Source organism: Tepidiforma bonchosmolovskayae (assembly GCF_008838325.1).
GTDB lineage: Bacteria > Chloroflexota > Dehalococcoidia > Tepidiformales > Tepidiformaceae > Tepidiforma > Tepidiforma bonchosmolovskayae.
In genome coordinates, this window is the sequence record NZ_CP042829.1 from 444,745 (window position 1) to 467,432 (window position 22,688).

The window sequence follows — 22,688 nt, forward strand, 5'->3', positions numbered from 1 at the left end:
GCGGCGCTGGCGGCGGCTGCGGTGCTGGTCGGGTGCGGCGCGCCTGCCGAGCTGCCGGTTCCGCCTGGCATCGTTACGGCTACCCCGGCGCCTGCATGGCTGGCTGAGGCGCAGGCGTCGGCGCCGACGGACATCGACCCGCAGCCGGAGGCCACGCCATGGCCCGCACAGCTGACCGAGGCGCAGATGCGCGAGGTGCTGCGGTTGGCGGGTTGGCCTGCCGAGCTGGTTGATGAGGCGCTGGCTGTGTCGTGGTGCGAGTCGCGCTGGAGCCCGGGTGCTGTTGGTGACGGCGGGAGCTCGCTGGGCCTGTTCCAGCTGTGGGGCGGCTGGTTCGCGGCGGTCGGGCTGCCGCTCGAGCGCTGGGATGATCCCGTGGTAAACGCAACCGCGGCGCTCCGTGTCCTGGAGCTCCGCGGTAGGTGGGGTGGGCCGGGCGGGTGGAGCTGCTGGCCGCCCTAATGGAGGCAGACCATCTAGCGTCGCCACACGCGGTGGATACCGGCGGCCGCGAGGTCCTCGATGACCTCAGGCGGGACGCCCTCGATGTCCTCGAGCCACTCCTCAGGCGCCAGCGGGTAACCCGAGAGGGGGCTCGTCTGCCCCTCAGGGCCGCACAGCGTGAGTGTGCGGCTGCCGTCGGCGAACTGGAGCACCGTCCACTCCCAGCCATCTGCAGCGAGGGCTGTGGCTGCCCGGTCGGCCATCGCGTCGAGGATCGCCAGGCACGGGCCGATGCCCGTACCGTCAACCCGGACAAGGCCCCAGTCAGTGGGGGTAACATTGGCAAGCATCTTTTCCTCCTATGGCCTGCCTCATCAGTACCCCGGAGGCCACCCGGGGCAGACGGGGCCGACGCCCAGTTTCGGCTAGCTGGCCTTGGGGGTCTTGGATTGCAGCCAGCTGATGAGTTCGCTGGCCTGGGCCGTCGACAGGCTAGTCATCCAGGCCTTCACGGACTGCAGCCGCGCAGCGTCGCGGCTGCTGAAGCTGATGTCCCGCGGCAAATCTGCCGCGAGCTTGCTGCTGAGATACCGGCCGTAGCCGGCCTTCTCGATGAGGGCGACTGCGTAATCGATCTGCTTGGGGGTTGCCATCGGTTCATCCTCCGTGGTGGTCTGACCACAGAGTACTGCAGAATGCAGTAGGCGGTCAAGGGGTTTTGGGGCTCCCCGGGGAAAATTTTTTGTCCTCGACGAGCCGCTCGAGGGCGAGGCGGAGGTAGGGCGGCGGTCGGGTGAGGCCGAGCTCCCAGCGCTGCAGGGTCGTCAGAGCGACGCCCAGCGCGCGGGCGAGTTCGACCTGCGTGAGCCCGAGCTGCCGCCTGGCGGCGACCACGTCATCAGGTGTGAGGGGGGTGACTGGCATCATGGCGCCAGCGTAGCACCGCGGCACTGCAGTCTGCAGCGTTTGCCGTACGTTATGGGCGCAATCTTAGCATTTGGCTACATTTTGGCTACGCGCTGGTTGCCAATGGTGCGCTGAGCGGCGTCAATCCACGACGCTCAGCAATGCCGCGATGCCAGCCTGACGGTGACGACAAACCTGCGGCCATGACATCGAGTTGACGGGCACCGAAGCGGCAAACGCCGACTGCGACCTTCCCAAGGTTGAGACGCGGGTTCGATTCCCGCCATCCGCTCCAGAACGGTGAATGACGACGCCCCGCGGGAAATCCCGCGGGGCGTTTTGCTGCGGCGTTGGAAGGGGCGGGGTCAGGCGACCGCGGAGCGGGAGTTCTCAGCTGGAGCGGGGTGCTGGGGGCGGGCGCGGACGGCGGCGGCGATGCGGGCGCCGGGCTCGTGGTTGCGCGCTGCGACGAGGTCGCGCTGGGCGCGGCGGAGGAAGTCGCGGACTTCGAGTTCGCCTTCGTAGCCGGTGAGGGAGACCACGGGGGTGAGCCGCGTGGCGTACTCGTTCGGGATGCAGGCTGCGAGGGCCGGGAGGAGCGCCTCGGCCTTCATCGCGGTCGTGGCGAGGCGGTCATCGGCGATGATGGCAGCGAAGATCGGACCCTGGAGGTGGGCGACGAAGTCGCCTTCGCCGATGGCCTGGCGGAGCGCCCGGCCGACAGCGGGCAGGAACCGCTCCTCCGGATTCTTGAGCGCCTCGTAGCCGGTCACATCGGTGAGGGCGAGAGAGAAACCGCGGCCGTTGCGGACGGAGCGCATCATCTGGCGGCGGAGTTCGAAGACGAAGTGGCGGCTGTTCGGCAGGGCGGTCACCTCATCTTCGTAGATGCGGCCGCGGAGCCGGTCGATGGCGCGGTGGAATCGGCGGCCCTGTTCGGATTCCTCGTACCAGAACTGGAGGTGGACCACGGTGAAGAGGAGGGTAGTGAAGCCAAGCACGAACCAGTTCGTGCCGCCGCCCCGGGCGATGACCGTTTGAGCCTGGACGCAGAAGACGAGCAGCCACACGGCAAAGGTGGCCGGGCGAAGGAGGCGGACGACGAGCGGCGTTTCGACGGAGCCGAGTGCGGACTGCTCGGTCGAGGGCAGGAGGAAGGCGTTAAGGACGGGCGGTTTGTTCATGGGCGGCCCCGTTCGGTCTCACTGGTAGAGATCGAACGACGGGCCACCCTTCCGCAGGGAGCATGTGTAAACGGTGTGTAATTCGTGGAGGGCTAGCGCCGCGGTGCGGGCAGGCTCATGAGGTATTCGTGGATGGCTTCGGCGGCGCGGCGCCCGTCGGCGAGGGCGGTGACGACGAGGTCGGCGCCGTTGACGTTATCGCCGCCGGCGAAGACGCCGGGCCGGGTAGTGCGGCCTTTCTCGTCGACCTGGATGAGGGCCTTCCGGTCGGTGCGGATGCCGGAGGTGGTCTGCGGGACAACGGGGTCGGCGCCGTAGCCGATGGCGATGACGACGGCGTCGGCGGGAATGACGAATTCGCTGCCGGGGACGGGGATGGGCCGGCGGCGGCCGGTCTCGTCCGGTTCGCCAAGCTGCATACGCTGGCATTCGACGGCGCGGACGCGGCCGTTTTCGTCGCCGAGGATGCGGGTGGGCAGGGTGAGCATTTCGAAGCGGACGCCTTCTTCGCGGGCGTTCTTGCGCTCCTCTTCGCGGCCGAGCATTTCGGCTTCGGTGCGGCGGTAGACGCAGGTGACGTTCTGGGCGCCGAGGCGGACGGCGGTGCGGACGCAGTCCATGGAGGTATCGCCGCCGCCGATGACGACGACGTCGTTCAGCTTCGGCAGGGGGGTGCGCAGGCGTTCGGGGAGCATTTCGGGGGCGAGGTTGCCGCGCACGAGGAACTCGGTGGCGGAGTAGACGCCCTCGAGGTCTTCGCCTTCGATGCCCATTTCGTTGCCGACGCCGGCTCCGGTGCCGATGAAGACGGCGTGGAAGCCCTGCTGGAAGAGTTCGTCGATGGTGATATCGCGGCCGACGTAGGTGTTGCAGATGAACCGGACGCCCATCGCCTCGAGGTGGGCGATGTACTCGTCGACGATGTTCTTGCGCATTTTGAAGTTGGGGATGCCGTAGACGAGGACGCCGCCGGGCTCGGGCCAGTATTCGTAGACGGTGACGCTGTGGCCCTTATCGGCGAGCTGCTCTGCAACGGCGAGGCCGGCGGGGCCGGAGCCGATGACGGCGACCTTGAAGCCGGTCGGCTCGGGCATATAGCGGGGCATGGGGTAGCCGCCGAGCTGCTGGCGCTGGTAATCGGTGCAGAAGGCTTCGAGCTTGCCGATGGTGACGGGCGGCTCCTGCTTGCCGCCGGGCCGGATGGCGAACCCGACGACGCAGGCGCCTTCGCAGAGCTTCTCCTGGGGGCAGAGGCGGCCGCACATCTCGGGGAGGTTGGAAGTTTCGCGGAACTTGTCGGCGGCGCCGAGGATGTCGCCGGCTTCGATGAGGGCAAGCGCACCGGGGATATCGTTGTGGACGGGACAGGCCTCCTGGCAGGGCGCAGAGGGGCACTGGATGCAGCGCGAGGCCTCGATGCGGGCGGCGTTCAGGTCGAAGCCGAGGTAGGTTTCCTCGAAGTTGCGCTTGCGTTCTTCGGGGTCCTGCTTCGGAACGGGCTGGACGCTGATGGCGAGGCGGCGGGCGACGTCGTTGGCCATGCTTCTCCGGTGCCGGGATTGCGGCGTGATTCCAGGGTCACCTGATCGTACCTGAGGGGAGGGAGGAAGTGAACCGGGCTGCTGCGGCCTCAGGCGCCGGCGGCGCGCTGCTGGTACTCGCGGTCGGCGCGCTTGCCGCGGTAGACGCGCATGTCGATGGCGCGGGTGACCTGGGGTTCAAGGCGGAAAAGGAGCCGCGGCTCGGTCTGCATGTTGGCGAAGAAGGCATCGACCGCAGGGGCGTTCGCAGGGTCACCGCGGCCGACGTACTTCTCGACGAGGAGGCGGGAAATCGGCCAGATGTCGAAACCCGGGAGTTCGAAGGGGGTGACGCGGCCGTCGAACTCGACATGGCCGGTTAGGGGCGGGCCGGACTCGATGCAGAGCGAGGCGCGGGGGTCGCGCAGGAGGTGCCTGCACCAGACGCGGTTGTAGGTGCCGGTGATCCAGATGCCATCGTCGCGGTAGAGCCACCAGACGGGGACGGTGTATGGCATGCCGTCGCGGCGGAGGGTGGCGATGACGCCGACGACCGGCAGCTGGAGGAATTCGGCGAGGGTTTCAGGCGTCATCCGGGGCATGGGCGGCGGGCTCCTCGGGAGCTGGCGGCGCGGGTTCCGCGGGAGGTTCGCGGAAGGCGGCCATCAGGATGCGGTCATCGTACCGCCCGTCGACCCAGGTGTGGGCGCGCTGGCAGCCTTCGACGGCGAACCCTGCGGCTTCGAAGCAGCGGCGGGCGCGCTCGTTGGAGGCGGGCACGGCGAGCCAGATCTTGCGGAGGTTCCGGAGCCGGAAGGCGTACTTAAGGAGAAGCCGGACGACATCGCGGCCGTACTTGCGGTTGATGTAGTCGCGGTCGCCGATGGTAATACGGAGCTCGGCGGTGCGGGCCGCTTCGTCGATGTTGCGCAGCATGCAGTGGCCGATGATCTTGCCGCCCTGGACTTCGATGGCGAACCAGGAGGGCCGGGGCGACTGGCCGGCGCAGAGGGCTTCGAAGCGCTCGGCGAGGTGCTCGGGCGTGAGCGGAACGGGGACATCTTCGCCGCCGAGGAGCTGGAGTTCGACGTCGTTATGGAAGTCGAGCAGCCGCTCGAGGTATTCGCGGCGCATGGGCCGGAGGATGGTGCGTTCGCCCTTGAGCATGGCGTGGCCGCCCCCTCGGGGTTGCGGAGTTGAGGTGCTACCGGAAGGTATCGGCTGGACCGGTGGCGGGGAGCAGGGGAGTTACCGGGGCGACTGAAGGGACGCGGTGAGCGAAACTCCTGTTCGTGCCGAATCACGCCGTGCTTCCCAAAGGCCGACTGCGTGCCGAGATTTTCCGGTCGGCGCGGCCGGACCTGCGCTTCCGGCTGCTGGTGTGGTTCTCTTGCGTGATTGCGACGCTGGGCCTGATTGCAGATTCGCCGGCGGTGGTGATCGGCTCGATGCTGGTTGCGCCGCTGCTGGGGCCGATTATGGCGCTCGGGCTGGCTTTGCTTGGCGGGGCCCGGAAGGAGCCCCTTCCGCCGCTGTGGGCGCTGGCAGAGGGGGTAGTGGCAGCGATCGTGCTGTCGTATGTCATTGCCGAGCTCCTGCGCGCTTCTCCATTTGCGGTCCTGGAGACGCTCCCGGGGGAGGTACAGGCGCGGACGCGGCCGAACCCGCTGGACCTTGGTATTGCGCTGGCCGGCGGCGCAATCGGCGCATACGGCCTGGTGCGCATGCGCGCAGCGGACGCACTTCCCGGGGTGGCGATCGCGACAGCGCTCATGCCGCCGCTGTGCACGGTCGGCATCGGACTTTCGCTGGGCGACCGCGGCGTCTGGGGCGGTGCGATGCTGCTGTTCGCCACGAACCTGAGCGCAATCCTGACGGCCGCCGCCGTCGTGTTTTTGCTGAGCGGGGTCCGGCACAAGACCCCGACGCATCCCGGGCCCCGTTTGGTGCTGGGCGCAATCCCCGTGGTCGTGCTTGGTGTAGCCCTTGCCGGGCTGACAACGCGGGCGGTGCAGGAGGCGAGGGAGGAGGACCAGCTGGCGGCAGCAGCGCGGGAGGCCGTGGTGAACCTGTTCCCCGGCGGCTCCGTGGAGCGAGTGAGCCGGACGTCGGGGGATGACGGGAGCTTGCGCGTGCGCGTGGAGGCGCAGGTCGACCGGGAGCCGACTATTACCGATGCAGAGACAATCCAGGCGTATATCGCCCAGCAGACCGGCAAGCGAGTCCAGCTCGTCCTGGTGACGACGCCGGTGCTGGTGCTCGACCCGCTCAACCCGCCGCCCCCGGATGTCCGGCTTTTGACCCCAACCCCGACACCAACTGCTACACCGACGCGCACGCCCACGCCCACACCGACGGCGACTTCCACCAGGACGGGGACCCCGGGAGCGACGTCATCGGAGCTGCGGACGCCGGGCTCCGGCGGCGCAGCTGGTGAGCCCGGACGGAACGCGTCGGCAACTCCGACGAAGAGTTCGACGCCGGGGCCGACCCCCTAGCGGGCGGCATCGGCGGCGGTGCCGATGAGTTCGTAGCGGGGCGGCTCTTTCCACTCGGCGGTCGGGGGGTTTTCCTGCCTGCGGAGCTCTTCGCGGCGCTTCTGTGTTTCGAGTTTGCGGGCTTTGGCGATGAGGAGGTCGCGCTGGCGCGCGTGCTCTTCCGCGCGCTGGATGGCGCGAGGGGACGGCGGACGGCGGGGGATGCCGGGATACTCGCGGATGCGGCCCTCCTCGGCGAGCTGTTTGAGGTGGGCGCGCACGTTATTGTCGGCGGCGCGCCGGAGCCGAGGGTCGATGTCGGGGTAGAGCTGGAGCATGATGTCCCAGCTGGAGAGGGCGCCGCCACCTTCGAGCACCTGGAGGATCTGGCGTTCGCGCATGTCGCGGTGGTCGATGTACATCTGGAGGCGCTCGCGGGGGTCGCGGACGATGCGACCGTGGCCGGGGCAGATGACGCGGAGGTTCGGCAGTTCGAGGAGGCGCCGGAGGGTGCGGCGGTAGCTGGCGAGGTCCCAGACGGTGGTGGTGGAGCTGCCGAGGAGGGTGTCGCCGGTGAAGAGGACGCCCTCTTCTTCGATGTAGTAGCAGAGTGAGTCGACGGAGTGGCCGGGCGTTGCGAGGACGCGGACGCGGACGCCGCCGTCGAGGTCGATGACGTCGCCGTCGCGGAGGGCCTCGACGTCGCGCGGGATACGGCCTTTGAGGAGCTGGCGGCCGTTTGCCGGGATGGCGACCTGCGCGCCGAGCTCCTCTTTGGCCCACTTGAGGTTGCCGGAGTGGTCGGCGTGGTGGTGGGTGATGGCGGCGATGGCGATCTCCTCGCGTTCGACGGCGGCGAGGTAGCCCTTGAGGAACCAGCGGTAGCGGTCGATCGCTTCGCCGGAATCGATGGTGAGCGCCTGCCGGCCCGGAGCGCCGACGAGATAGATGCAGGTGAATTCGGGGTGCATCGGATTGTCGTCGGGGACGAGAACGGCGCGGACGGACGGCGAAATCTGCATGGGCTGGCAACCGGGGAGCAAGGTTGGGGAAGTGTACGGGAGGGCTGGCGCCCCCGGCAGGATTCGAACCTGCGGCCAAACGCTTAGAAGGCGTCTGCTCTGTCCTCTGAGCTACGGGGGCCTGCTGCCATTGTACCGGTGCGCCGCCCGGGGGCGGCTCGCGGGGAGCCGGCGGCGGGGGTAAGCTCAGCGGCCAAACGGGAGCAGGAGGGCAAAGCGATGGCGCTGGAGCAGTATCTCGCGGCGAGGCCGGAGGACGTCGGCATCGACAGTGAGAAGCTGGAGGCGGTGTTCGCGCGGGCGAAACGGGACGTCGACGACGGCACCCTGAAGAGCGCGCAGGTTGCCGTGGCGCGGGAGGGGCGGCTCGCCGGGGTGCGGACGTTCGGAACGGTGCGCCACGAGGGGCGCGAGGGGGAGGTGCCGGCGACGAACGAGACGCTCTACACGATTTTTAGCTGCACAAAGGCGATCGTCGGGGCAGCGGCATGGGCGCTCTGCGAAGACGGGCTGCTCCGGGTTGAGGAGCGGGTGGCAGCGATCATTCCGGAGTTCGGCACGAACGGGAAGGAGCAGATCACGGTGGAGCAAGTGATGCTGCACATTGCAGGATTTCCATACGCGCCGTTTTCGCCGCTCGACTGGGATGACCGGGAACGAAGGCTGCAGCGGTTCGCGAGCTGGCGCCTGAACTGGGAGCCGGGGACGCGGTTCGAGTACCATGCGACGAGCGCGCACTGGGTGCTTGCGGAGATCATCGAGCGGCGGACGGGGAAGGACTTCCGGGCGTATATCCGTGAACGGGTGCTCGAGCCCGCTGGGGTGGAGGAGCTGTATGTCGGCCTGCCGACGGAGGAGAACCGGCGGGTGGCTGACGTGCGGCATCTCATCCCGCCGACGCCGCCGCCGGGGGGCTGGGGCGAAGTGACGCCGGAGGCGATCCTCCAGTTCAACCGGCCGGAGGTGCGGGCGGTCGGGGTGCCGGGAGGCGGCGGAATTGGGGGCGCGGCGCAGCTGGCGCTGTTCTACCAAACGCTGGTCAATGGCGGCGTGGGACCGAGCGGGAGGCGGGTGCTGAAGCCGGAGACCATCGAGTGGGCGACCATCGTACGGACGAAGGAGCACCACCGGGTGCCGATCCTCGATTACCCGGTGAACCGGGCGCTGACGGTAGTGGTCGCCGGGGACGACGGCTTCATGCACCTGCGGGGGTTCGGGCGGACGGCGTCGCCGCGGGCGTTCGGGCACGGCGGCGCCGGCGGCCAGATTGGGTGGTGCGACCCCGCGACAGGGATCTCGGTCGGCTACTGCACCGACGGGTTCCTCGACGAAGTGCAGCAGGGGCGACGGATCACGGCGATCAGTTCGCTTGCGGCCCAGTGTGCGATTTCGTGACGGAGGCTGGGGCGGCACGGGATCCGGCGTCTACCGTGGCCCCGCGGTGGCTCCTTCGGGAGGGTCCTTGAGTCCGGTCAGGACGAGGACCGATGTCGTGATCATGGCGACCGTGAGGGTCCCGAGTCCGACGGCGATGAGTGCTTCCTCCGCTGCGCGGCCATGGAAGCCGGCCCCGGCGATGGGCATCAGCCGCTCCCCCGCACCGAGTGCGGCGGCCGCGAGAGTCGTTGCCCAGTTGGTGTAGGTACCGACCAGTGCCGCCGCCAGGGCGATGCGCAGCCAGCGCGCGGGAAGGTTCAGCCGGGGCCAAACCAGACCGACCAGGACGAGAAAGATGCCGTTGAGCACGCCTTCGAGGTGGCTCGACAGCACCATACGGCGGTTTTCAAGGACCGGGGCGAGCAGCCCGGTCAGGAGCCCCAGCAGGAACAGGAGAACTCCGGCACGAATGAGGACGTGCCCCTGTTGGTTCTGACCCCGCGGCATACGCATACCCTCGCGGCGAGACTCGGCGGCACAGGTCTGGAAGCGGGGGCGCCCGCGAATGCTGCCGGTCCGGGGAGCAGCAGACCGCAAGCCGCCGGGCTGGCAGGGGTTGCGATGCCGGTGCGCGAGTTTCGATTGCGGCGCCCGGGGTGTCAATTGGCGGGTGGCGGGCTCCAGAAGCGGGGCTCGCGTTTTTCAAGGAGGGCAGCGACGCCCTCGCGGAAGTCGGGGCCGGCGGTCAGTTCGTCGAGGAGGCGCTGGGCTTCGCTGACGGCAGGGCCGACGCCGCGGTGGAGGTCGATGTAGACCTGGCGGCGGGTCTCGCGCAGGGAGGAGGGCGCCACGGTGCGCGCGAGCGTGCGGGCGTACTCGTAGACCGAGGGGAGGAGGTCGTCCCGGGGAAGGACGCGGTGGAAGAGGCCGAGCCGCTCGGCCTCTTCGGCGAGGAAGATGCGGCTGGAGAGAAGGAGCTCCATCGCCGGGGCCAGGCCGATGAGGCGTGGCAGCAGCCAGGAGAGGCCGTACTCGGCGGGGAGGCCGAGCTTCCCGTGGGCCGTGGTCAGCTTTGCGCCGGCGGCCGCGAAGCGGATATCGCAGAAGCAGGCGAGGACGAGTCCGACGCCGGCGGCGGGGCCGTTGATGGCGGCGATGGTGGGCTTCGCGAGGCCGAAGTGATAGGCGAAGTCGTGGTCGAACTCGGGATGGACGCCGAAGCCGGGCCGGGGGATGTCGGGCGGGGTGCCCGGGTCGTAGCCGCCCTTTTCGACGTGGCCCTCGAGGGCGCGGGCATCGGCGCCTGCGCAGAATCCGCGGCCGGCGCCCGTGACGACGATTACCCGGACGGCGGGGTCGGCGTCGGCCTGCGCCAGGCACCAGCGGTACTCGGTGTGCATTCGCCCGGTCCATGCGTTGAGCCGTTCGGGGCGGTCCAGGGTGATGGTGGCGACCGGTCCATCGACCTCGTAGAGGGTGACTTTTAACTCCATAGGCGGATTGTACCGGGAGTCTTACAGGCAGCCGGGTACACTGAACGGGATGGGGATTTCGCCGGGAACGGAGGGTGCGCGGGAGCTGCCCCGGCGGTTGCCGAGTCCGGGGTTGGGCACGCTGCAGTACTGGAGCTGGCGGGCGGCGCGGGCGACGATCGGCCGGACGCCGGCGCCTGCGGCGTACCGGATCGCCGGGGGGCTCGGCGCTGCGGCGTACTGGCTCTGGCCGCGGGGCCGCCGGGCGATGCGGGCGAATTTCGCCCGGGTCCTGGGGACGGCCGAACAGGGGTTGGTCGACCGGGTGGGGCGCGCGTCGCTTGCGGCGTACTTCCGCTACCTGCTGGACTTCATGCGGCTGGGGAGCGGCAGGGCGCAGCTGCCGCGGGTGGATGGCGATGGGGCGTTCGCGGCGCTCGACCGGCTGCTGGCGCGGGGACGCGGCGCGGTGATTGTGTGCATGCATTATGGCAACTGGGATGCCGGGGCTGCCTACGCGGCATCGCGCGGCTATCCGCTCGCGGTCGTCGCGGAGGGATTCGGCGACCCGCGGCTGGATGCGCTGGTGCTGGGAACCCGGGAGCGGCTGGGGATGCAGGTCATCCGGATGGAGCGCGCGGGGCCATCGATGGTGCGCGTGTTAAAGCGGAACGGGCTGCTCGCTCTCCTCATCGACCGGCCCGTGCCGGGGGAGGGGGTCGAGGTGGAGTTTTTCGGCGAGGCAGTGCAGGTGCCGGCCGGGCCGGCGCGCCTGGCGCTTGCAACCGGTGCAGCCCTCGTGCCCGTGGCGTTCCGGAGGGTCGACCCCCTGGGCGAGCGGATGGAGGTCGTCGGCGATTTCTCGATCGTCCCCTGCGATGATGCGCGGCCGGAGTGCGTCCAGGTGCTGACGCAGCGGGTGATGCGGGCGCACGAGGCGTTCATCCGGGAGCGGCCCGAGCAGTGGTATATGTTCCGGGAGCTGTGGCGGGGGCCGGCGGACCGCCGGGGCGGAATATGAGCGCGCAGGCGTGGGCGATGCGGGCAGCGCGTCTCGTGGCTGGCCGGCGGCCGGGGCCGTTCTATGCGGTGGCCCCGGCGGTTGCGCGGGTGACGTGGTGGCTGAATCCGCGGGTGCGTCGGCGTCTGACCCGGAACATGCTGCCGCTCTGCGAGGGTGACCGCTCGCGCGCACGGCGGGAGGGGCTCCGGGCGCTGCAGCATGTCCTGGAGTACTACCTCGACCTCGTGACGCTCCCCGGGCGGGATATGTCGCGGTTCGAGGCGGAGCACCTGGAGATTTTCCACGTCGAGCGGCTCGAGCTGCTGCGGACGAACGGCGCGGTGCTGCTGGTGAGCGCCCACACGGGCAATGCGGAGCTGGCGATCCAGGCGTTGACGTACCGCGGGCGGTCGTTTGTGGCGCTGGTCGAGCGGCTGGAACCGCGGGACTGGGCGGAGTACATGCTGAAGCTGCGCTCCTCGGCGGGGGGCACCTTTCTCGAGACAAACTTCGGCGGCGTTCGGACGTGCATCGAAACGCTGCGCGCGGGAGGGGTCGTGGGGATGATGGGCGACCGGGACATCCAGCACACGGGGGTGTGCACGCGGCTGTTCGACCGGCCGGTGCGGCTGCCGCGTGGGCCGTGGGAGCTGGCGCGCCGGACCGGGGCGCTGGTGATTCCGATCTTTTCGAGCCGGAAGCGAGGTGACCAGTTCCGGATCGATGTCGAAGAGCCGTTCAGGGTCGAGGAGACGGAGGACGCGGATGGCGATATCCGAGCCGCGGTGGAGCGGTTTGCGGGGCTGCTGGAGCGGCACCTGCGGCGGGACCCGGGCCAGTGGGCGGTGCTCGAGGATTTCTGGAGGGTGCACGCCTGTGGGGAAGGCTGACCTCCACCTCCACACGCGCGTGAGCGACGGCTTCGCGACGGTCGAGGAGCTGCTCGAGTGGGTGGAGCATGCCACGGACCTCGACGTCATCGCGGTGACGGACCACGAGGACGTCCGCGGCGGCCTGCGGGCGCGCGAGCTGGCCGCCCGGCGGAGTTACCGATTCGACGTCATCCCGGGTGCGGAGATTACGACGCTGCAGGGGCACGTGCTGGCGCTCTTCGTGGAGCGGGACCTGCCGAGCTTCCGGGGGGTAGAATCGACGCTCGCGATGATCCATGACGCCGGCGGCATCGCCATCGCGCCGCACCCGCTGAGCTGGCTGACGCGGTCGGTCGGCCGGCGGACGCTCGACAGCCTCCGGGAGCGGGCTGAGGCGGGCGTGCAGTTCGATGCCATCGAGCTGGCGAACCCGAGCCCGGCGGGCGTGCGGACGGGAGCGAAGGCTGCACGGCTGAATGCGGAGCTGTGGCGTTTGCCGGCGACGGGGAGTTCGGATGCGCACCACCTCGAGCATGTGGGCAGCGGCTGGACTGAGTTCCCGGGCCGGACGGCGGCCGAGCTGCGGCAGGCGATCGCCGACGGGACAACGCGGGCGGCAATGCGCCACCCGTCAGCGGTGCCGGCGGGCCGACTGGCGCTCGGGCTGGCGTGGGGCTATACGGCAACTCCGCGCAAGGTGGTGCGGATGCTGGGAGGCCGACGGTGAAAATCGCGCTTGTCAGCCCGTATGACTGGTGCGTCGAGGGCGGGGTGAAGACGCATATCCGCCACCTTGCGGCGTCGTTCCGGGCATGGGGCCACGAGGTGGTGATCTTCGCGCCGGCGTCGGACGCGGAGCGGGTGAGGGACGAGGTTCACGTGATGGGGCGGCCGTTTTCGATGCGGGTGAGCGGGTCGGTTGCGCGGATCACATTCGCGTGGAAGTCGCCGGAGGTGAAACGGGTGCTGCAGGAGCACCGTTTCGATGTGGTCCACCTGCACGAGCCGCTGATGCCGCTGCTGCCGTACCACTTCCTGCGATATTCACAGGCGGTGACGGTGGGGACGTTCCATGCAGCCAAGGACGGCGGGAACCGATTCTACGGGTACACTACGCCGCTCACGCGGCGATGGTTCCGGAAAATCGAGGGGAAGATCGCGGTTTCGCCGGCGGCGGCGAAGCTGGTAAGCCGGTACTTCCCGGGGTACTTCAACATCATCCCGAACGGGATCGATTACGAGCACTTCGCCGGGCCGGCGGAACCGTTCCCGGAGTTTATGGACGGCCGGAAGAACATCCTGTTCGTGGGACGGCCGGAAAAGCGGAAGGGGCTCAAGTACCTGCTGAAGGCGTACCTGCGCATCCGGCAGCAGGAGCCGAACACGCGATTGATTGTGGTTGGCGCGGGCGATTTTTCGCGGTACGAGCGGGTCATGGCGCCATTCCCGGACGTGGTGTTCCGTCCGAACGTGCCGTACGCGGACCTGCCCCGCTACCACAAGAGCTCGACGGTCTTTTGCGCGCCGAACACGGGGAACGAGAGCCAGGGGTATGTGCTGCTGGAGGCGCTGGCGGCCGGCGACGCGGTGGTGGCGAGCAATATCGAGGGGTTCGCCGGGGTGATGACGAACGAGGTCGAGGGGCTGCTGGTGCGCCCGAAAGACCCGGATGCCATCGCGGAGGCGGTGGTCCGGCTGCTGCGGAACCCGACGCTGCGGGAGACGTTCGGCGCACGGGGCCGGGAGCTGGCCCGGCACTACAGCTGGGACAACGTCGCGCACCGGGTGATGTCGTACTACGAACGGCTGCTCTACGAGCGGCAGCAGGTAGCGGAGACGCGGGCGCGGCGGGCTGCGCTGGCCGGGTCGGGCCGCTGATGGGCGTGACGCTGCTGCCGACGCGGCTGCCGAAGGGCGTGCAGGATGCGATCGGCCGCTCGGTCGGCGGGCTCGGGATTACCCCGAACATGATTTCGCTCGCGGGCGCCGGGGGGAACGTCGCTGCGGCGGTGCTGGTGGCGCGTGGGCAGCTCCTGCCTGCGGGGCTCGTGTACCTGCTGTTTTCGGCGCTGGACCTGGTTGACGGGGCGGTCGCGCGGGCGACAGGGAAGGCGAGTCCGTTCGGGGCGGTCTTCGATGCGGTGCTCGACCGTGCGAGCGAGGCGATCGTGCTGGCCGCCTGCGCGTGGTACTTCGCGGAGCGCGGCGAGCAGTGGCAGACAGCGGCCTGCTTTGCGGCGCTCCTCGGCAGCGTATCGGTGAGCTACCTGCGGGCGCGGGCCGAGGTGGCAGGCGTACCCATGCGGGAAGGGCTGTTCCGCCGGCAGGAGCGGGTGGCCGTGCTCGGAGTGGGGCTGGTGCTCGGCTGGCTGACGGCGGCGATGGCCGTGCTGGCGGTGCTTTCGAACCTGACGGCGATCCAGCGGGCCTGGATGCTGGCGCAGGCGCTCCGGGACGAGCGCGGCTGAGCGGCCGGCTCGATCGTCGCGGGGCGGCGTGCGAGGATGGAGCCATGAACGAACTGCAGGCGCGCGCGCGCGAGCTTTCGGACCGGATCTCTGACCTCCTGGTGCGTCTTTGACCTCGCCAGGGATGAAGCTCGCGTAGCAGAACTCGAACAGCAGACCCTCGCACCCGGCTTTTGGGACGATGCAGCGACTGCGCGGAAGGTGATGCAGGAGCTGGCCGCCCGGCGTGAGCGCGTCGAAACGTGGCGCGGGCTGGAGCGGCGCGCCCGCGAGGCGGGTGAGCTGCTCGAGATGGCGGCAGCGGAGGACGACGAGCAGACGGCCGAGGAGGTGCGGAAGGAGCTCGACGCCATCGAGGACGAGCTGCGGCGGCTCGAGTTCCAGCTGCAGCTCTCGGGGCCGTACGACATGCGGAACGCCATCCTGGCGGTACACGCCGGCGCCGGCGGGACAGATTCGCAGGACTGGGCCGAGATGCTGCTGCGGATGTACCTGCGCTGGGCCGAGCGGAAGGGGTTCGAGACCGAGATTCTCGACCTGACCGAGGGCGAGGAGGCGGGCATCAAGAGCGCGACGGTGGAGGTACGCGGGCCGTACGCCTACGGGTACCTCAAGAGCGAGCGCGGGGTCCACCGGCTGGTGCGGCTTTCGCCGTTCAACTCAGCGGCGACGCGGCAGACCAGCTTTGCGAAGGTGGAGGTGATGCCGGAGGTGGACGAGGTCGGCGAGATCGAGATCGACCCCGACGACCTGAAGATCGACGTGTTCCGCTCGAGCGGGGCCGGCGGCCAGAACGTGCAGAAGAACTCGACGGCGGTACGCATCACGCATATCCCGACGGGGATTGTGGTGACGTGCCAGAACGAGCGGTCGCAGGCGCAGAACAAGGAGAGCGCCATGAAGGTGCTCGAGGCACGGCTGCTGGAGCTGGAGCTGAACCGGCAAGAAGAAGAAAAGGCGCGGCTGAAGGGCGAGCACGTTGACGTTTCGTTCGGGAGCCAGGTCCGCAATTACGTGCTCCACCCGTATAAGCTGGTGAAGGACCTGCGGACGGGGTACGAAACGACGGACACGACAGCCGTTCTCGATGGCGAAATCGACCCGTTCATCGAGGCGTATCTGCGGGCGCAGGTCGGGCAGGAGGAGTCATGAGGCGCGGGGCGCTTGCTGCGGCAGCGGCGCTGCTCGTGCTGGCGGCCGCCGGGCTGCCGCCGCGGGGTGCGGCTGCGTCTGCGGTGATCGAATCGATGACGGTGGAAAACGGCTATCCGCGGACGCTGACCTTCCGGGTGACGGCGCGGGCGGACGTTGACATCACCGACGCAACCCTGTCGTACGCGATCAAGGGCAGGGGGACGCTGGCGCTGGGTAAGCCGGACAGTCTTACGCCCGGGCGGACGGTGACCGCCGAGGTGGTGCTCCAGGTGAACTCGGGCCAGAGCTACATCCCCGTCGGCTCGGAGTTCACCTATTCGTGGGAGATTCGAACGGCGGACGGCCAGGTGACACGGAGCGAGGAGCGGCAGTTCCTCTACCTGCCGCCGGACCGCCAGTGGAAGTCGGTGGCGAACGACTTCATGGTGGTGTACTACCACGGGGACCGGGAGACGCTGGCGAAGGCGTACCTCGACGCCGGGTCGGACACGTACCAGCGCATCGGCCGGGAGCTGTACGGGACCGAGCTGACGACGCTCCCGGTGAAGGTCATCCTGTTCGCGAACGAGGCAGAGATGGACCCGGCGCGGCCGGGCACGGGCGGGCGGTTCGATGCAGCTGTGACCACCTGCGGCACCAAGGTGACGAACGACATCCTGCTGATGATCCCGGTGCAGTGCGGTTCGACCGACCGGACGGACACGCTGCGGCACGAGCTGGGGCACATCCTGAACGACATCGCGGGGCAGGGTACGCTGGCGAAACTGCCGGCGTGGCTGGACGAGGGCGCGGCAGTCTACGCGCAGTCGTCGCCGGGGGATTACGAAGGCGCATTCCGGGCGGCGGTGCGGGCGGACCGGCTGATTCCGTTCAACCAGATGGTGGTGCCGACCAGCAATCCGCAGCTCGTTGGGGTGTTTTACGGGCAGGCGTATTTCATGGTGAAGTTCCTGGTTGACCGCGAGGGTCCCGGGAAGTTCGCTGAGCTGATGCGGACGATGAAGAGCGGAGTCCGCTACGACCAGGCGATTCAGCGGGTGTACGGGCTGACGATGCAGCAGTTTGAGGACGCGTTCCGCGCGGCGTACGGCCTGGCGCCGCGCTCGGCGCCGACCGCGGCGCCTACGGCAGCGCCGACGCAGCGCCCGCAGCAGGCGCAGCCGACTCCGGCCCCGACGAAGGCGCCTGCCCAGGCGGGCGGGAGCGCGGGCGGGGACTCCGGGGTCGACCGCGGGCTGCTGATCATCCTGGGGCTGGCGGTGCTCCTGGCCCTTGCGGCGGTCTTCAGCTGGCTGGTGGCGATGCTGCTGGCGAACAACCGCGAGCGGGGCGCCGGCGGCGGGCCAAGCGCGCCGGGCTCAGGCGGAAGCTGAGGGACGCCTCCAGGCGCCGGGATGCAGGGCTGCACGGCGGTCATCTGGTGCGCGCGTCATGTCGGCGAGGTGGGCAGCCAGGTGGGCAGCGCCGAAACCGGCGAGGTCCGGCGCCGGTGGCAGGTGGCGGGGTCCGAGGGGCAGCGGTTGTTTGCCGGCGACGGAGATCATCCCCTGAATTGCGAGTGCGACGGTCAGCCGGGAGGAACTCGCTGCGTAGCGGCGGATGCACTCCGAGGGTGGGAGGTCTCGCGCGAGGTTGGCAAGGAGGCGGTTGATCCGCTCCTCCTCGCCGGCGAGCCAGAGGCGGCGGGGAACGCCAAGCGCATCGGCAGGATGCGCGCCTTCGAGACGGGCGGCGGCGGCCAGGTTCCAATCGGCGAGATGGACGATGTGAACCTTCAGGGGCCAGCCGTTGGCGGCCGGGCGTTCGAGGGCCGCTTGAGAAAGCCGGCGGAAGGTTGCAACGGCGAGCCCGGCGACGCGGGCAAAGCGCGCTGCATCGGTCTCGACCAGTGCGGATACCATGGACCATCGTAGGTGCAGCGGCCGTGCACAACGGAAGATCCACTTTCGCGCGGCTGGGAAAGGGAAACGGCCGCCCTTTGCAGGGCGGCCGTTTCGGCGATCGCTGGTTGGAGCGGGGCGCGGGTCAGCCGCGCGGGAGGCCGAGGCCGCGGGTCGCGATGATGTTCCGCTGGATTTCGCTGGTTCCGCCTTCGATGGTGTTGGCGACGGAGCGGAGGTACATGTACTTGATGCGGCCGCGCAGCGGGGGCTTCGGGCCGTCGGTCCTGGCATCGAGCTGGCCGTAGAGGCCCAGGACCTTCATGCCGGTGCGGTAGATGCGCTGGTTCAGCTCGGTGCCGTAGAGCTTGGCGACGGCGGCTTCGTGGCCGGGGGCGACGCCTTCCTTCGCCTGGATGGAGACGATCTTGAAGCTCATCATCTGGGCGACGCCGGCCTCGACGTAGCGCTCGACGAGCTCGTGGCGGATGGCCGGGTTATGCGCGAGGGTGCTCTGCCCGTTCGTGGCATTTTCGCGGGCGAACTTGATGAGGTCTTCGACGGCCTGGCGGGCGCCGACCGACCCGCCGATGTTGGAGCGCTCGAAGGAGAGGGTGGTCTGGGCGAGGTACCAGCCGCGGTTCTCCTCGCCGATGATGTTCTCGCGGGGAACGCGGACGTCCTCGAAGAAGACTTCGTTGAACTCGTGGGTGTAGGCGAGGTTGACGAGCGGGCGAACGGTGATGCCCGGGCTCTTCATATCGACGATGAAGTAGGTGATACCGCGGTGCTTGGGGGCATCGGGGTCGGTGCGTGCGAGGAGGATCATGTACCTGGCGAGGTGGCCGCCGGAGGTCCAAATCTTCTGGCCGTTGATGATGTAGTCGTCACCGTCGCGGACGGCGCGGGTCTGGAGGGCGGCGAGGTCTGAGCCGGCGCCGGGTTCGGAGTAGCCCTGGCACCAGATGTCTTCGCCGCTGAGGATCCCGGGGAGGTACTTCTTCTTTTGCTCTTCGGTGCCGTGGACGATGAGGGTGGGGCCAGCGAAGCCGACGGCGATGCCGCCGGGGCGCGGGAGGCGGGCCTCGGCGAGCTCCCAGTTGAAGATGAACTGCTGCATGACGGAGAGGCCGGCGCCGCCGTACTCCTTCGGCCAGGCGGGTGCGACCCAGCCGCGGGCGGCGAGGGCCTTCGTCCACTCTTTGCTGCCGCCGAAGAAGGCGCGTTCGCCGTCGTCGTCACGGATGCGGGCCTTGTGGCCCTCTTCTTCGATAAACTTGCGAACTTCGGCGCGGAACGCGGCCTCTTCCGGGGTGTCTCGGAAGTCCATGGAGCAACCTCTCGACTGTAGTGGCTCGATTGTACACGCGTGTCGAAAAACGGGCTGTGGGCGAGCGGGGAGCGGCTGGGGCAGTGAGCGGGTAGGATGTTCGGCATGCCGACGACTACGTTTACTCCCCCGACTCGTATCCTGATGGGCCCGGGCCCGAGCGGGGCGCATCCCCGCGTGCTGACAGCTATGACGCGGCCGCTGCTCGGCCACCTCGACCCGGATTTTCTCCGCGTGATGGACGGCTGCCGGGCGATGCTGCGGGAGGTGCTCCAGACGGAGAACGAGGTCACGCTCGCGACGCCGGGAACCGGCACCAGCGGGATGGAAGCCGCGGTGATGAATCTCGTGGAGCCGGGCGACCGGGTGGTGGTCGGCATCTGCGGGTACTTTGGGGAGCGGATTGCGCAGATGGCCGAGCGGGCCGGCGGCGAGGTCACGAGGGTGCAGTCGCCGTGGGGGCAGCCGGTCGATGCGGCGGTCGTCGAGGCCGCGGTGAAGGCGGCCGGCAACGTGAAGCTGCTCGCCATCGTGCACGCCGAGACATCGACGGGGGCGGAGACGCCGGTGGAGCCGTTCGCACGGATCGCCCGTGAGAACGGCGCCCTGCTGCTGGTGGACTGCGTGACGTCGCTGGGCGGCATGCCGGTGCGGGCCGACGCGTGGGGCGCCGATGCGGTGTATTCGGGGACGCAGAAGTGCCTGAGCGCGCCGCCGGGGGTGGCGCCGATCACGGTATCGGCGCGGGCGTGGGATGCGGTGCGCCGCCGGGAGACGCCGTGCAATACGTGGTACCTCGACCTGCAGCTCCTGGAGGCGTACTGGGACGAGCGGCGGACCTACCATCACACGGCGCCGATTTCGATGGTCTACGCGCTGCACGAGGCGCTGTCGCTGGTGCTCGAGGAGGGGCTGGAGACGCGCTGGGCCCGGCATGAGCGGAACGGGCGGGCGCTGCAGGCGGGGCTTGAGGCGATGGGGCTGACGCTGCACGCCCAGGCGGGCTACCGGCTGCCGGTGCTGACGACGGTCCGCATCCCCGTGGGGGTGGAGGACACGGCGGTGCGGGGTGCGCTGCTCCACCGCTACGGCATTGAGATTGGCGGCGGGCTCGGAGAGCTGAAGGGCCGGGTGTGGCGCATCGGACTGATGGGGGAGAGTTCGACGCCGGGGAACGTGCTCCTGCTGCTCAACGCGCTTGGGAAGCTGCTGCGGGAACAGGGGTTCAAGGCAGACATCCGGGCAGGGCTGGACGCGGCGACGGAGCGGCTCGGGGCGGGCTAGCCGCCAGCGGGCGTCGGCGGACGGCCAACGCCGAGGTAGCGGACACCGGCCGCTTCGACGGCGGTACGGTCGAGGGCGTTGCGGGCGTCGACGATGACGGGGGCGACCTGCGCCCAGTCGAGCCCGGCGTAGGCCCTGTGGTAGCTGTGGACGATGGCGGCATCGTAGCCGCGGAGCGGTTCGGCGGCGCGCTGAAAGCCGAGCGAGGCGACGCCATCGGGCGTGAGGAGGGGGTCGTGGCCTTCGACGACGGCGCCGAGGGCTTCGAGCTCGCGGCGGAGGTCGACGGCGTTGGTGTGGAAGGTGACGGCAACATCGGGCCGGAAGGTGAGGCCGAGCACGACGACGCGGCGGCCTTCGAGCCCGCCGAGGAGCGCGGCGAGGCGGCGGACGACGTAGCCTGGCATGGCGTCGTTAACGGCGCGGCCGAGCGCTGAGAGGGCGGAGGGGCCTTCGCCCTGCATGAGGAAGCGGGGGTAGACGGGGATGCAGTGGCCGCCGACGCCGGTGCCGGGGACGTGGATGTGGGAGTATGGCTGGGAGTTGGCCGCGCGGATGACCTCGGCGATATCGAGGCCGTGGACATCGGCGACCATGGCGAGCTCGTTGGCGAGGGCGATGTTGAGGTCGCGGTAGGCGCCCTCGGCGAGCTTCGAGAGCTCGGCGGCCTCGGCGCTGGAGAGGAGGAGGACCTCGCCGCCGAACGTCTGGCGGTAAAACTCAGCGGCGAGCCGGCCGCCTTCGGGGTCGATACCGCCAACCACCTTGGGGTACTTGGTCAGGTCTTCGATCACGCGGCCCATGAGGAGGCGCTCGGGGGAGAAGGCGACGTGGAGGTCAACGCCGAGCTTCCGTCCGCCGGCTTCGAGGCGGGGGGCGAGCACACGGCGAGTGGTTCCGACCGGGAGGGTGGTATCGAAGATGCAGAGGGCGCCGGGACGGAGGGCGGCAGCGACGTTGTCGACGGCGGCGAGCAGGTGGGAGAGGTCGGCGCGGCCGTCGGCGTCGACATCGACGCGCACGGCGAAGAGGACCACGTCGGCGTCGGCGACGCCGGCGGCGGTGTCGGTCGTTGCGCGGAATGAGCCATCGGCGATGGTCCGGGCGAGGAGTTCGCCGAGGCCTGCCTCATCGGGGAGCGGGTTTTGTGCCCGGTTGATCCGTTCGACGTGGGCGGCATCGATATCGCAGCCGGTGACGCGGTGGCCGCGGGAGGCGATGGTGACGGCGAGCGGGAGGCCGATGCGGCCGATGCCGACGACGGCGACGTTCATGGGAGGGTGGCGACCTCATCGAGGCTGACGGGGAGGCCGGTTTCGCCGGAGCGGACGAGCGCCTCGGCGACAGCGAGGGCAGCGATGCCGGCGCTGGCGGGCACCGGGGGCGGCCCGCCGGCGAGGATGGCGTCGCGGAAGGCCTCAAGTTCGACGCGGAGCGGCTCGCGGCTGGCGATGGGGTAGCGGGTCATCGGGCCCTCGGTCACCGAGGCGTAGACGCCTTCGCGGGCGGCGGCGGCGTAGTTCTCGTAGAAGCAGAGCACCTGGGCGGCGTAGTCGACGGTGAACATGCCGCGCTCGCAGAGGACGGTGAGCGAGCGCTCCTTCGTCGGGGTAAGCCAGTTGATATCGAGGAGGCCCATCGCGCCGCCGCGGAAGCGGAGCATGCCGGCGAAGAGGTCTTCGTTGCCGGTAGCGATGTGGGAGCGGGACTCGGCGTAGACGCGCTCGACCTCGTCGTCGAGGAGGTAGCGCATGATGTCGATGTCGTGCGGGCCGAGGTCGTGGATGACGCCGACGTCGCGGATGCGGTGGGGGAAGGGGCCAACGCGGCGGGCGCGGACCTGGAGGACGCGGCCGCCCTGGCCTTCGTCGAGGCGGCGCTTGAGTTCGCGGACGGCGGGATTGAAGCGCTCGATGTGGCCGACGGTGAGGAGGACCCCGGCGCGTTCTGCGGCGTCGGCGAGTCGGCGCGCGGCATCGAGGGTGGCGGCGATCGGTTTTTCGACGAGGACGTGGGCGCCGGCTTCGATGGCGGCCATTGCGACCTCTTCGTGGAGGCCGGTGGGGACGACGACGCAGACGAAATCGGGCCGGGTTTCGGCGAGGAGGGCCGCGGCTGTTTCGAAGCCGGGAATCGGGCGGCCCTGGACGGCCTTGCGGACCCGCTCGGCGTCGGGGTCGGCGACGGCGACGAGTTCGACGCCGGGGGTATCGGCGAGGACGCGGGCATGGTTTGCGCCCATGGACCCGAGCCCGATGACGGCTGCGCGGAGCGTTCGACTCACGGGTTCGAGG

Annotated in this window: 25 protein-coding genes, 1 tRNA gene and 1 other RNA gene; 11 read left to right on the forward strand and 16 right to left on the reverse strand. The window is 69.5% G+C overall.

Features of this window, described 5'->3' with window-relative positions:
- Nucleotides 1-21 precede the first annotated feature (21 nt).
- Entirely contained in the window at nt 22-462 is a 441-nt protein-coding gene (locus Tbon_RS02295) for a lytic transglycosylase domain-containing protein (protein WP_158066111.1), read from the forward strand.
- Nucleotides 463-476: 14 nt separating this feature from the next.
- Here the strand turns inward: Tbon_RS02295 and Tbon_RS02300 are convergent, their stop codons facing one another.
- The 8 genes from Tbon_RS02300 to Tbon_RS02335 form a co-directional block, all read right to left on the reverse strand.
- Nucleotides 477-794, reverse strand: a complete 318-nt coding sequence (locus tag Tbon_RS02300; RefSeq protein WP_158066112.1) for a hypothetical protein — start codon at nt 792-794, stop codon at nt 477-479.
- Between the two features lie 10 nt (nt 795-804).
- An RNA gene (locus tag Tbon_RS02305) (hammerhead ribozyme type II) lies at nt 805-871 on the reverse strand.
- Nucleotides 870-1,097, reverse strand: coding sequence for a hypothetical protein (locus Tbon_RS02310; protein ID WP_158066113.1), 228 nt, complete (start codon nt 1,095-1,097; stop codon nt 870-872). The genes Tbon_RS02305 and Tbon_RS02310 overlap by 2 nt, the downstream gene beginning before the upstream one ends.
- Before the next feature lie 55 nt (nt 1,098-1,152).
- Nucleotides 1,153-1,371 carry a helix-turn-helix domain-containing protein gene (locus Tbon_RS02315; protein ID WP_158066114.1) on the reverse strand — a complete coding sequence of 73 codons (219 nt, stop codon included), beginning with the start codon at nt 1,369-1,371 and terminating at the stop codon, nt 1,153-1,155.
- A 344-nt stretch (nt 1,372-1,715) separates the two neighbouring features.
- Entirely contained in the window at nt 1,716-2,534 is an 819-nt protein-coding gene (locus tag Tbon_RS02320) for a GGDEF domain-containing protein (RefSeq protein ID WP_158066115.1), read from the reverse strand.
- Nucleotides 2,535-2,626: 92 nt separating this feature from the next.
- The gene (gene gltA / locus Tbon_RS02325; protein ID WP_158066116.1) at nt 2,627-4,075 is read right to left on the reverse strand and encodes an NADPH-dependent glutamate synthase; all 1,449 of its coding nucleotides are present in this window, start codon (nt 4,073-4,075) and stop codon (nt 2,627-2,629) included.
- 89 nt (nt 4,076-4,164) lie between these two features.
- Nucleotides 4,165-4,647: a pyridoxamine 5'-phosphate oxidase family protein gene (locus tag Tbon_RS02330; RefSeq protein WP_192498075.1), complete on the reverse strand. Its 483-nt coding sequence runs from the start codon at nt 4,645-4,647 to the stop codon at nt 4,165-4,167.
- The gene (locus Tbon_RS02335; protein ID WP_158066118.1) at nt 4,637-5,221 is read right to left on the reverse strand and encodes a GNAT family N-acetyltransferase; all 585 of its coding nucleotides are present in this window, start codon (nt 5,219-5,221) and stop codon (nt 4,637-4,639) included. The genes Tbon_RS02330 and Tbon_RS02335 overlap by 11 nt, the downstream gene beginning before the upstream one ends.
- Before the next feature lie 125 nt (nt 5,222-5,346).
- Here Tbon_RS02335 and Tbon_RS02340 point away from each other — a divergent pair, with 125 nt between their 5' ends.
- The gene (locus tag Tbon_RS02340; RefSeq protein ID WP_158066119.1) at nt 5,347-6,552 is read left to right on the forward strand and encodes a DUF389 domain-containing protein; all 1,206 of its coding nucleotides are present in this window, start codon (nt 5,347-5,349) and stop codon (nt 6,550-6,552) included.
- Here Tbon_RS02340 and Tbon_RS02345 read toward each other — a convergent pair.
- Both Tbon_RS02345 and Tbon_RS02350 read right to left on the reverse strand, forming a co-directional pair.
- Complete coding sequence (locus Tbon_RS02345; protein WP_158066120.1) at nt 6,549-7,553, reverse strand: MBL fold metallo-hydrolase; 1,005 nt, start codon at nt 7,551-7,553, stop codon at nt 6,549-6,551. The genes Tbon_RS02340 and Tbon_RS02345 overlap by 4 nt on opposite strands.
- Before the next feature lie 45 nt (nt 7,554-7,598).
- Nucleotides 7,599-7,674 (reverse strand) — tRNA-Arg (locus Tbon_RS02350).
- A 98-nt stretch (nt 7,675-7,772) separates the two neighbouring features.
- Here Tbon_RS02350 and Tbon_RS02355 point away from each other — a divergent pair.
- Nucleotides 7,773-8,948 (forward strand): serine hydrolase domain-containing protein, encoded by a 1,176-nt coding sequence (locus Tbon_RS02355; protein WP_158066121.1) that lies wholly within the window; start codon nt 7,773-7,775, stop codon nt 8,946-8,948.
- Between the two features lie 30 nt (nt 8,949-8,978).
- Here the strand turns inward: Tbon_RS02355 and Tbon_RS02360 are convergent, their stop codons facing one another.
- On the reverse strand, nt 8,979-9,437 hold the full coding sequence (locus tag Tbon_RS02360; protein WP_158066122.1) for a hydrogenase: 459 nt from the start codon (nt 9,435-9,437) through the stop codon (nt 8,979-8,981).
- Nucleotides 9,438-9,589: 152 nt separating this feature from the next.
- Nucleotides 9,590-10,423, reverse strand: coding sequence for an enoyl-CoA hydratase-related protein (locus Tbon_RS02365; RefSeq protein ID WP_158066123.1), 834 nt, complete (start codon nt 10,421-10,423; stop codon nt 9,590-9,592).
- Between the two features lie 49 nt (nt 10,424-10,472).
- On the opposite strand from Tbon_RS02365, the gene Tbon_RS02370 reads away from it, so the two are divergent.
- The 7 genes from Tbon_RS02370 to Tbon_RS02400 all read left to right on the forward strand — a co-directional run bounded on the left by Tbon_RS02370 (nt 10,473) and on the right by Tbon_RS02400 (nt 17,273).
- Nucleotides 10,473-11,423: a lysophospholipid acyltransferase family protein gene (locus Tbon_RS02370; RefSeq protein ID WP_158066124.1), complete on the forward strand. Its 951-nt coding sequence runs from the start codon at nt 10,473-10,475 to the stop codon at nt 11,421-11,423.
- Between the two features lie 17 nt (nt 11,424-11,440).
- Nucleotides 11,441-12,295 carry a lysophospholipid acyltransferase family protein gene (locus Tbon_RS02375; RefSeq protein ID WP_192498076.1) on the forward strand — a complete coding sequence of 285 codons (855 nt, stop codon included), beginning with the start codon at nt 11,441-11,443 and terminating at the stop codon, nt 12,293-12,295.
- A complete protein-coding gene (locus tag Tbon_RS02380) occupies nt 12,282-13,004 on the forward strand; it encodes a PHP domain-containing protein (RefSeq protein ID WP_192498077.1) in 723 nt (240 codons plus the stop codon). The genes Tbon_RS02375 and Tbon_RS02380 overlap by 14 nt, the downstream gene beginning before the upstream one ends.
- Nucleotides 13,001-14,155 (forward strand): glycosyltransferase family 4 protein, encoded by a 1,155-nt coding sequence (locus tag Tbon_RS02385; protein WP_192498078.1) that lies wholly within the window; start codon nt 13,001-13,003, stop codon nt 14,153-14,155. Before Tbon_RS02380 ends, Tbon_RS02385 begins: the two co-directional genes overlap by 4 nt.
- Before the next feature lie 5 nt (nt 14,156-14,160).
- Nucleotides 14,161-14,745: a CDP-alcohol phosphatidyltransferase family protein gene (locus tag Tbon_RS14320; RefSeq protein ID WP_192498079.1), complete on the forward strand. Its 585-nt coding sequence runs from the start codon at nt 14,161-14,163 to the stop codon at nt 14,743-14,745.
- A 44-nt stretch (nt 14,746-14,789) separates the two neighbouring features.
- Nucleotides 14,790-15,897, forward strand: a protein-coding gene (prfB, locus tag Tbon_RS02395) for a peptide chain release factor 2 (RefSeq protein WP_158066129.1) whose coding sequence is annotated in 2 segments (ribosomal slippage) — nt 14,790-14,855 and nt 14,857-15,897 — 1,107 coding nt in all. Because the reading frame shifts where the segments join, the coding sequence is not laid out codon by codon here.
- On the forward strand, nt 15,894-17,273 hold the full coding sequence (locus Tbon_RS02400) for a peptidase MA family metallohydrolase (RefSeq protein WP_158066130.1): 1,380 nt from the start codon (nt 15,894-15,896) through the stop codon (nt 17,271-17,273). Before prfB ends, Tbon_RS02400 begins: the two co-directional genes overlap by 4 nt.
- Here the strand turns inward: Tbon_RS02400 and Tbon_RS02405 are convergent.
- Together Tbon_RS02405 and Tbon_RS02410 are read right to left on the reverse strand one after the other, a co-directional pair.
- Nucleotides 17,259-17,801, reverse strand: coding sequence for a DinB family protein (locus Tbon_RS02405; RefSeq protein ID WP_158066131.1), 543 nt, complete (start codon nt 17,799-17,801; stop codon nt 17,259-17,261). The two genes, Tbon_RS02400 and Tbon_RS02405, sit on opposite strands and share 15 nt — an antisense overlap.
- Nucleotides 17,802-17,925: 124 nt before the next feature.
- On the reverse strand, nt 17,926-19,110 hold the full coding sequence (locus Tbon_RS02410) for an acyl-CoA dehydrogenase family protein (protein WP_158066132.1): 1,185 nt from the start codon (nt 19,108-19,110) through the stop codon (nt 17,926-17,928).
- A gap of 189 nt (nt 19,111-19,299) precedes the next feature.
- Between Tbon_RS02410 and Tbon_RS02415 the strand changes: the two genes are divergently transcribed.
- On the forward strand, nt 19,300-20,394 hold the full coding sequence (locus Tbon_RS02415; protein ID WP_225734678.1) for a pyridoxal-phosphate-dependent aminotransferase family protein: 1,095 nt from the start codon (nt 19,300-19,302) through the stop codon (nt 20,392-20,394).
- On the opposite strand, the gene Tbon_RS02420 is transcribed toward Tbon_RS02415, so the two are convergent.
- Nucleotides 20,391-21,668, reverse strand: a complete 1,278-nt coding sequence (locus tag Tbon_RS02420) for a nucleotide sugar dehydrogenase (RefSeq protein WP_158066134.1) — start codon at nt 21,666-21,668, stop codon at nt 20,391-20,393. The genes Tbon_RS02415 and Tbon_RS02420 overlap by 4 nt on opposite strands.
- Entirely contained in the window at nt 21,665-22,678 is a 1,014-nt protein-coding gene (locus tag Tbon_RS02425) for a Gfo/Idh/MocA family protein (RefSeq protein WP_158066135.1), read from the reverse strand. The genes Tbon_RS02420 and Tbon_RS02425 overlap by 4 nt, the downstream gene beginning before the upstream one ends.
- Between the last annotated feature and the right edge of the window lie 10 nt (nt 22,679-22,688).

What these genes read in the sequence shown, in the direction of transcription:
- Tbon_RS02320 (WP_158066115.1), bottom strand. Translation starts at nt 2,534, where the DNA reads ATGAACAAACCGCCCGTCCTTAACGCCTTCCTCCTGCCCTCGACCGAG.
- Tbon_RS02345 (WP_158066120.1), bottom strand. Translation starts at nt 7,553, where the DNA reads ATGCAGATTTCGCCGTCCGTCCGCGCCGTTCTCGTCCCCGACGACAAT.
- Tbon_RS02370 (WP_158066124.1), top strand. Translation starts at nt 10,473, where the DNA reads ATGGGGATTTCGCCGGGAACGGAGGGTGCGCGGGAGCTGCCCCGGCGG.
- Tbon_RS02315 (WP_158066114.1), bottom strand. Translation starts at nt 1,371, where the DNA reads ATGATGCCAGTCACCCCCCTCACACCTGATGACGTGGTCGCCGCCAGG.
- Tbon_RS02410 (WP_158066132.1), bottom strand. Translation starts at nt 19,110, where the DNA reads ATGGACTTCCGAGACACCCCGGAAGAGGCCGCGTTCCGCGCCGAAGTT.
- Tbon_RS02300 (WP_158066112.1), bottom strand. Translation starts at nt 794, where the DNA reads ATGCTTGCCAATGTTACCCCCACTGACTGGGGCCTTGTCCGGGTTGAC.
- Tbon_RS02365 (WP_158066123.1), bottom strand. Translation starts at nt 10,423, where the DNA reads ATGGAGTTAAAAGTCACCCTCTACGAGGTCGATGGACCGGTCGCCACC.
- Tbon_RS02310 (WP_158066113.1), bottom strand. Translation starts at nt 1,097, where the DNA reads ATGGCAACCCCCAAGCAGATCGATTACGCAGTCGCCCTCATCGAGAAG.
- Tbon_RS02330 (WP_192498075.1), bottom strand. Translation starts at nt 4,647, where the DNA reads ATGACGCCTGAAACCCTCGCCGAATTCCTCCAGCTGCCGGTCGTCGGC.
- Tbon_RS02375 (WP_192498076.1), top strand. Translation starts at nt 11,441, where the DNA reads ATGCGGGCAGCGCGTCTCGTGGCTGGCCGGCGGCCGGGGCCGTTCTAT.
- Tbon_RS02355 (WP_158066121.1), top strand. Translation starts at nt 7,773, where the DNA reads ATGGCGCTGGAGCAGTATCTCGCGGCGAGGCCGGAGGACGTCGGCATC.
- Tbon_RS02335 (WP_158066118.1), bottom strand. Translation starts at nt 5,221, where the DNA reads ATGCTCAAGGGCGAACGCACCATCCTCCGGCCCATGCGCCGCGAATAC.
- Tbon_RS02415 (WP_225734678.1), top strand. Translation starts at nt 19,300, where the DNA reads ATGACGCGGCCGCTGCTCGGCCACCTCGACCCGGATTTTCTCCGCGTG.
- Tbon_RS02405 (WP_158066131.1), bottom strand. Translation starts at nt 17,801, where the DNA reads ATGGTATCCGCACTGGTCGAGACCGATGCAGCGCGCTTTGCCCGCGTC.
- Tbon_RS02400 (WP_158066130.1), top strand. Translation starts at nt 15,894, where the DNA reads ATGAGGCGCGGGGCGCTTGCTGCGGCAGCGGCGCTGCTCGTGCTGGCG.
- Tbon_RS02420 (WP_158066134.1), bottom strand. Translation starts at nt 21,668, where the DNA reads ATGAACGTCGCCGTCGTCGGCATCGGCCGCATCGGCCTCCCGCTCGCC.
- Tbon_RS02360 (WP_158066122.1), bottom strand. Translation starts at nt 9,437, where the DNA reads ATGCCGCGGGGTCAGAACCAACAGGGGCACGTCCTCATTCGTGCCGGA.
- gltA (WP_158066116.1), bottom strand. Translation starts at nt 4,075, where the DNA reads ATGGCCAACGACGTCGCCCGCCGCCTCGCCATCAGCGTCCAGCCCGTT.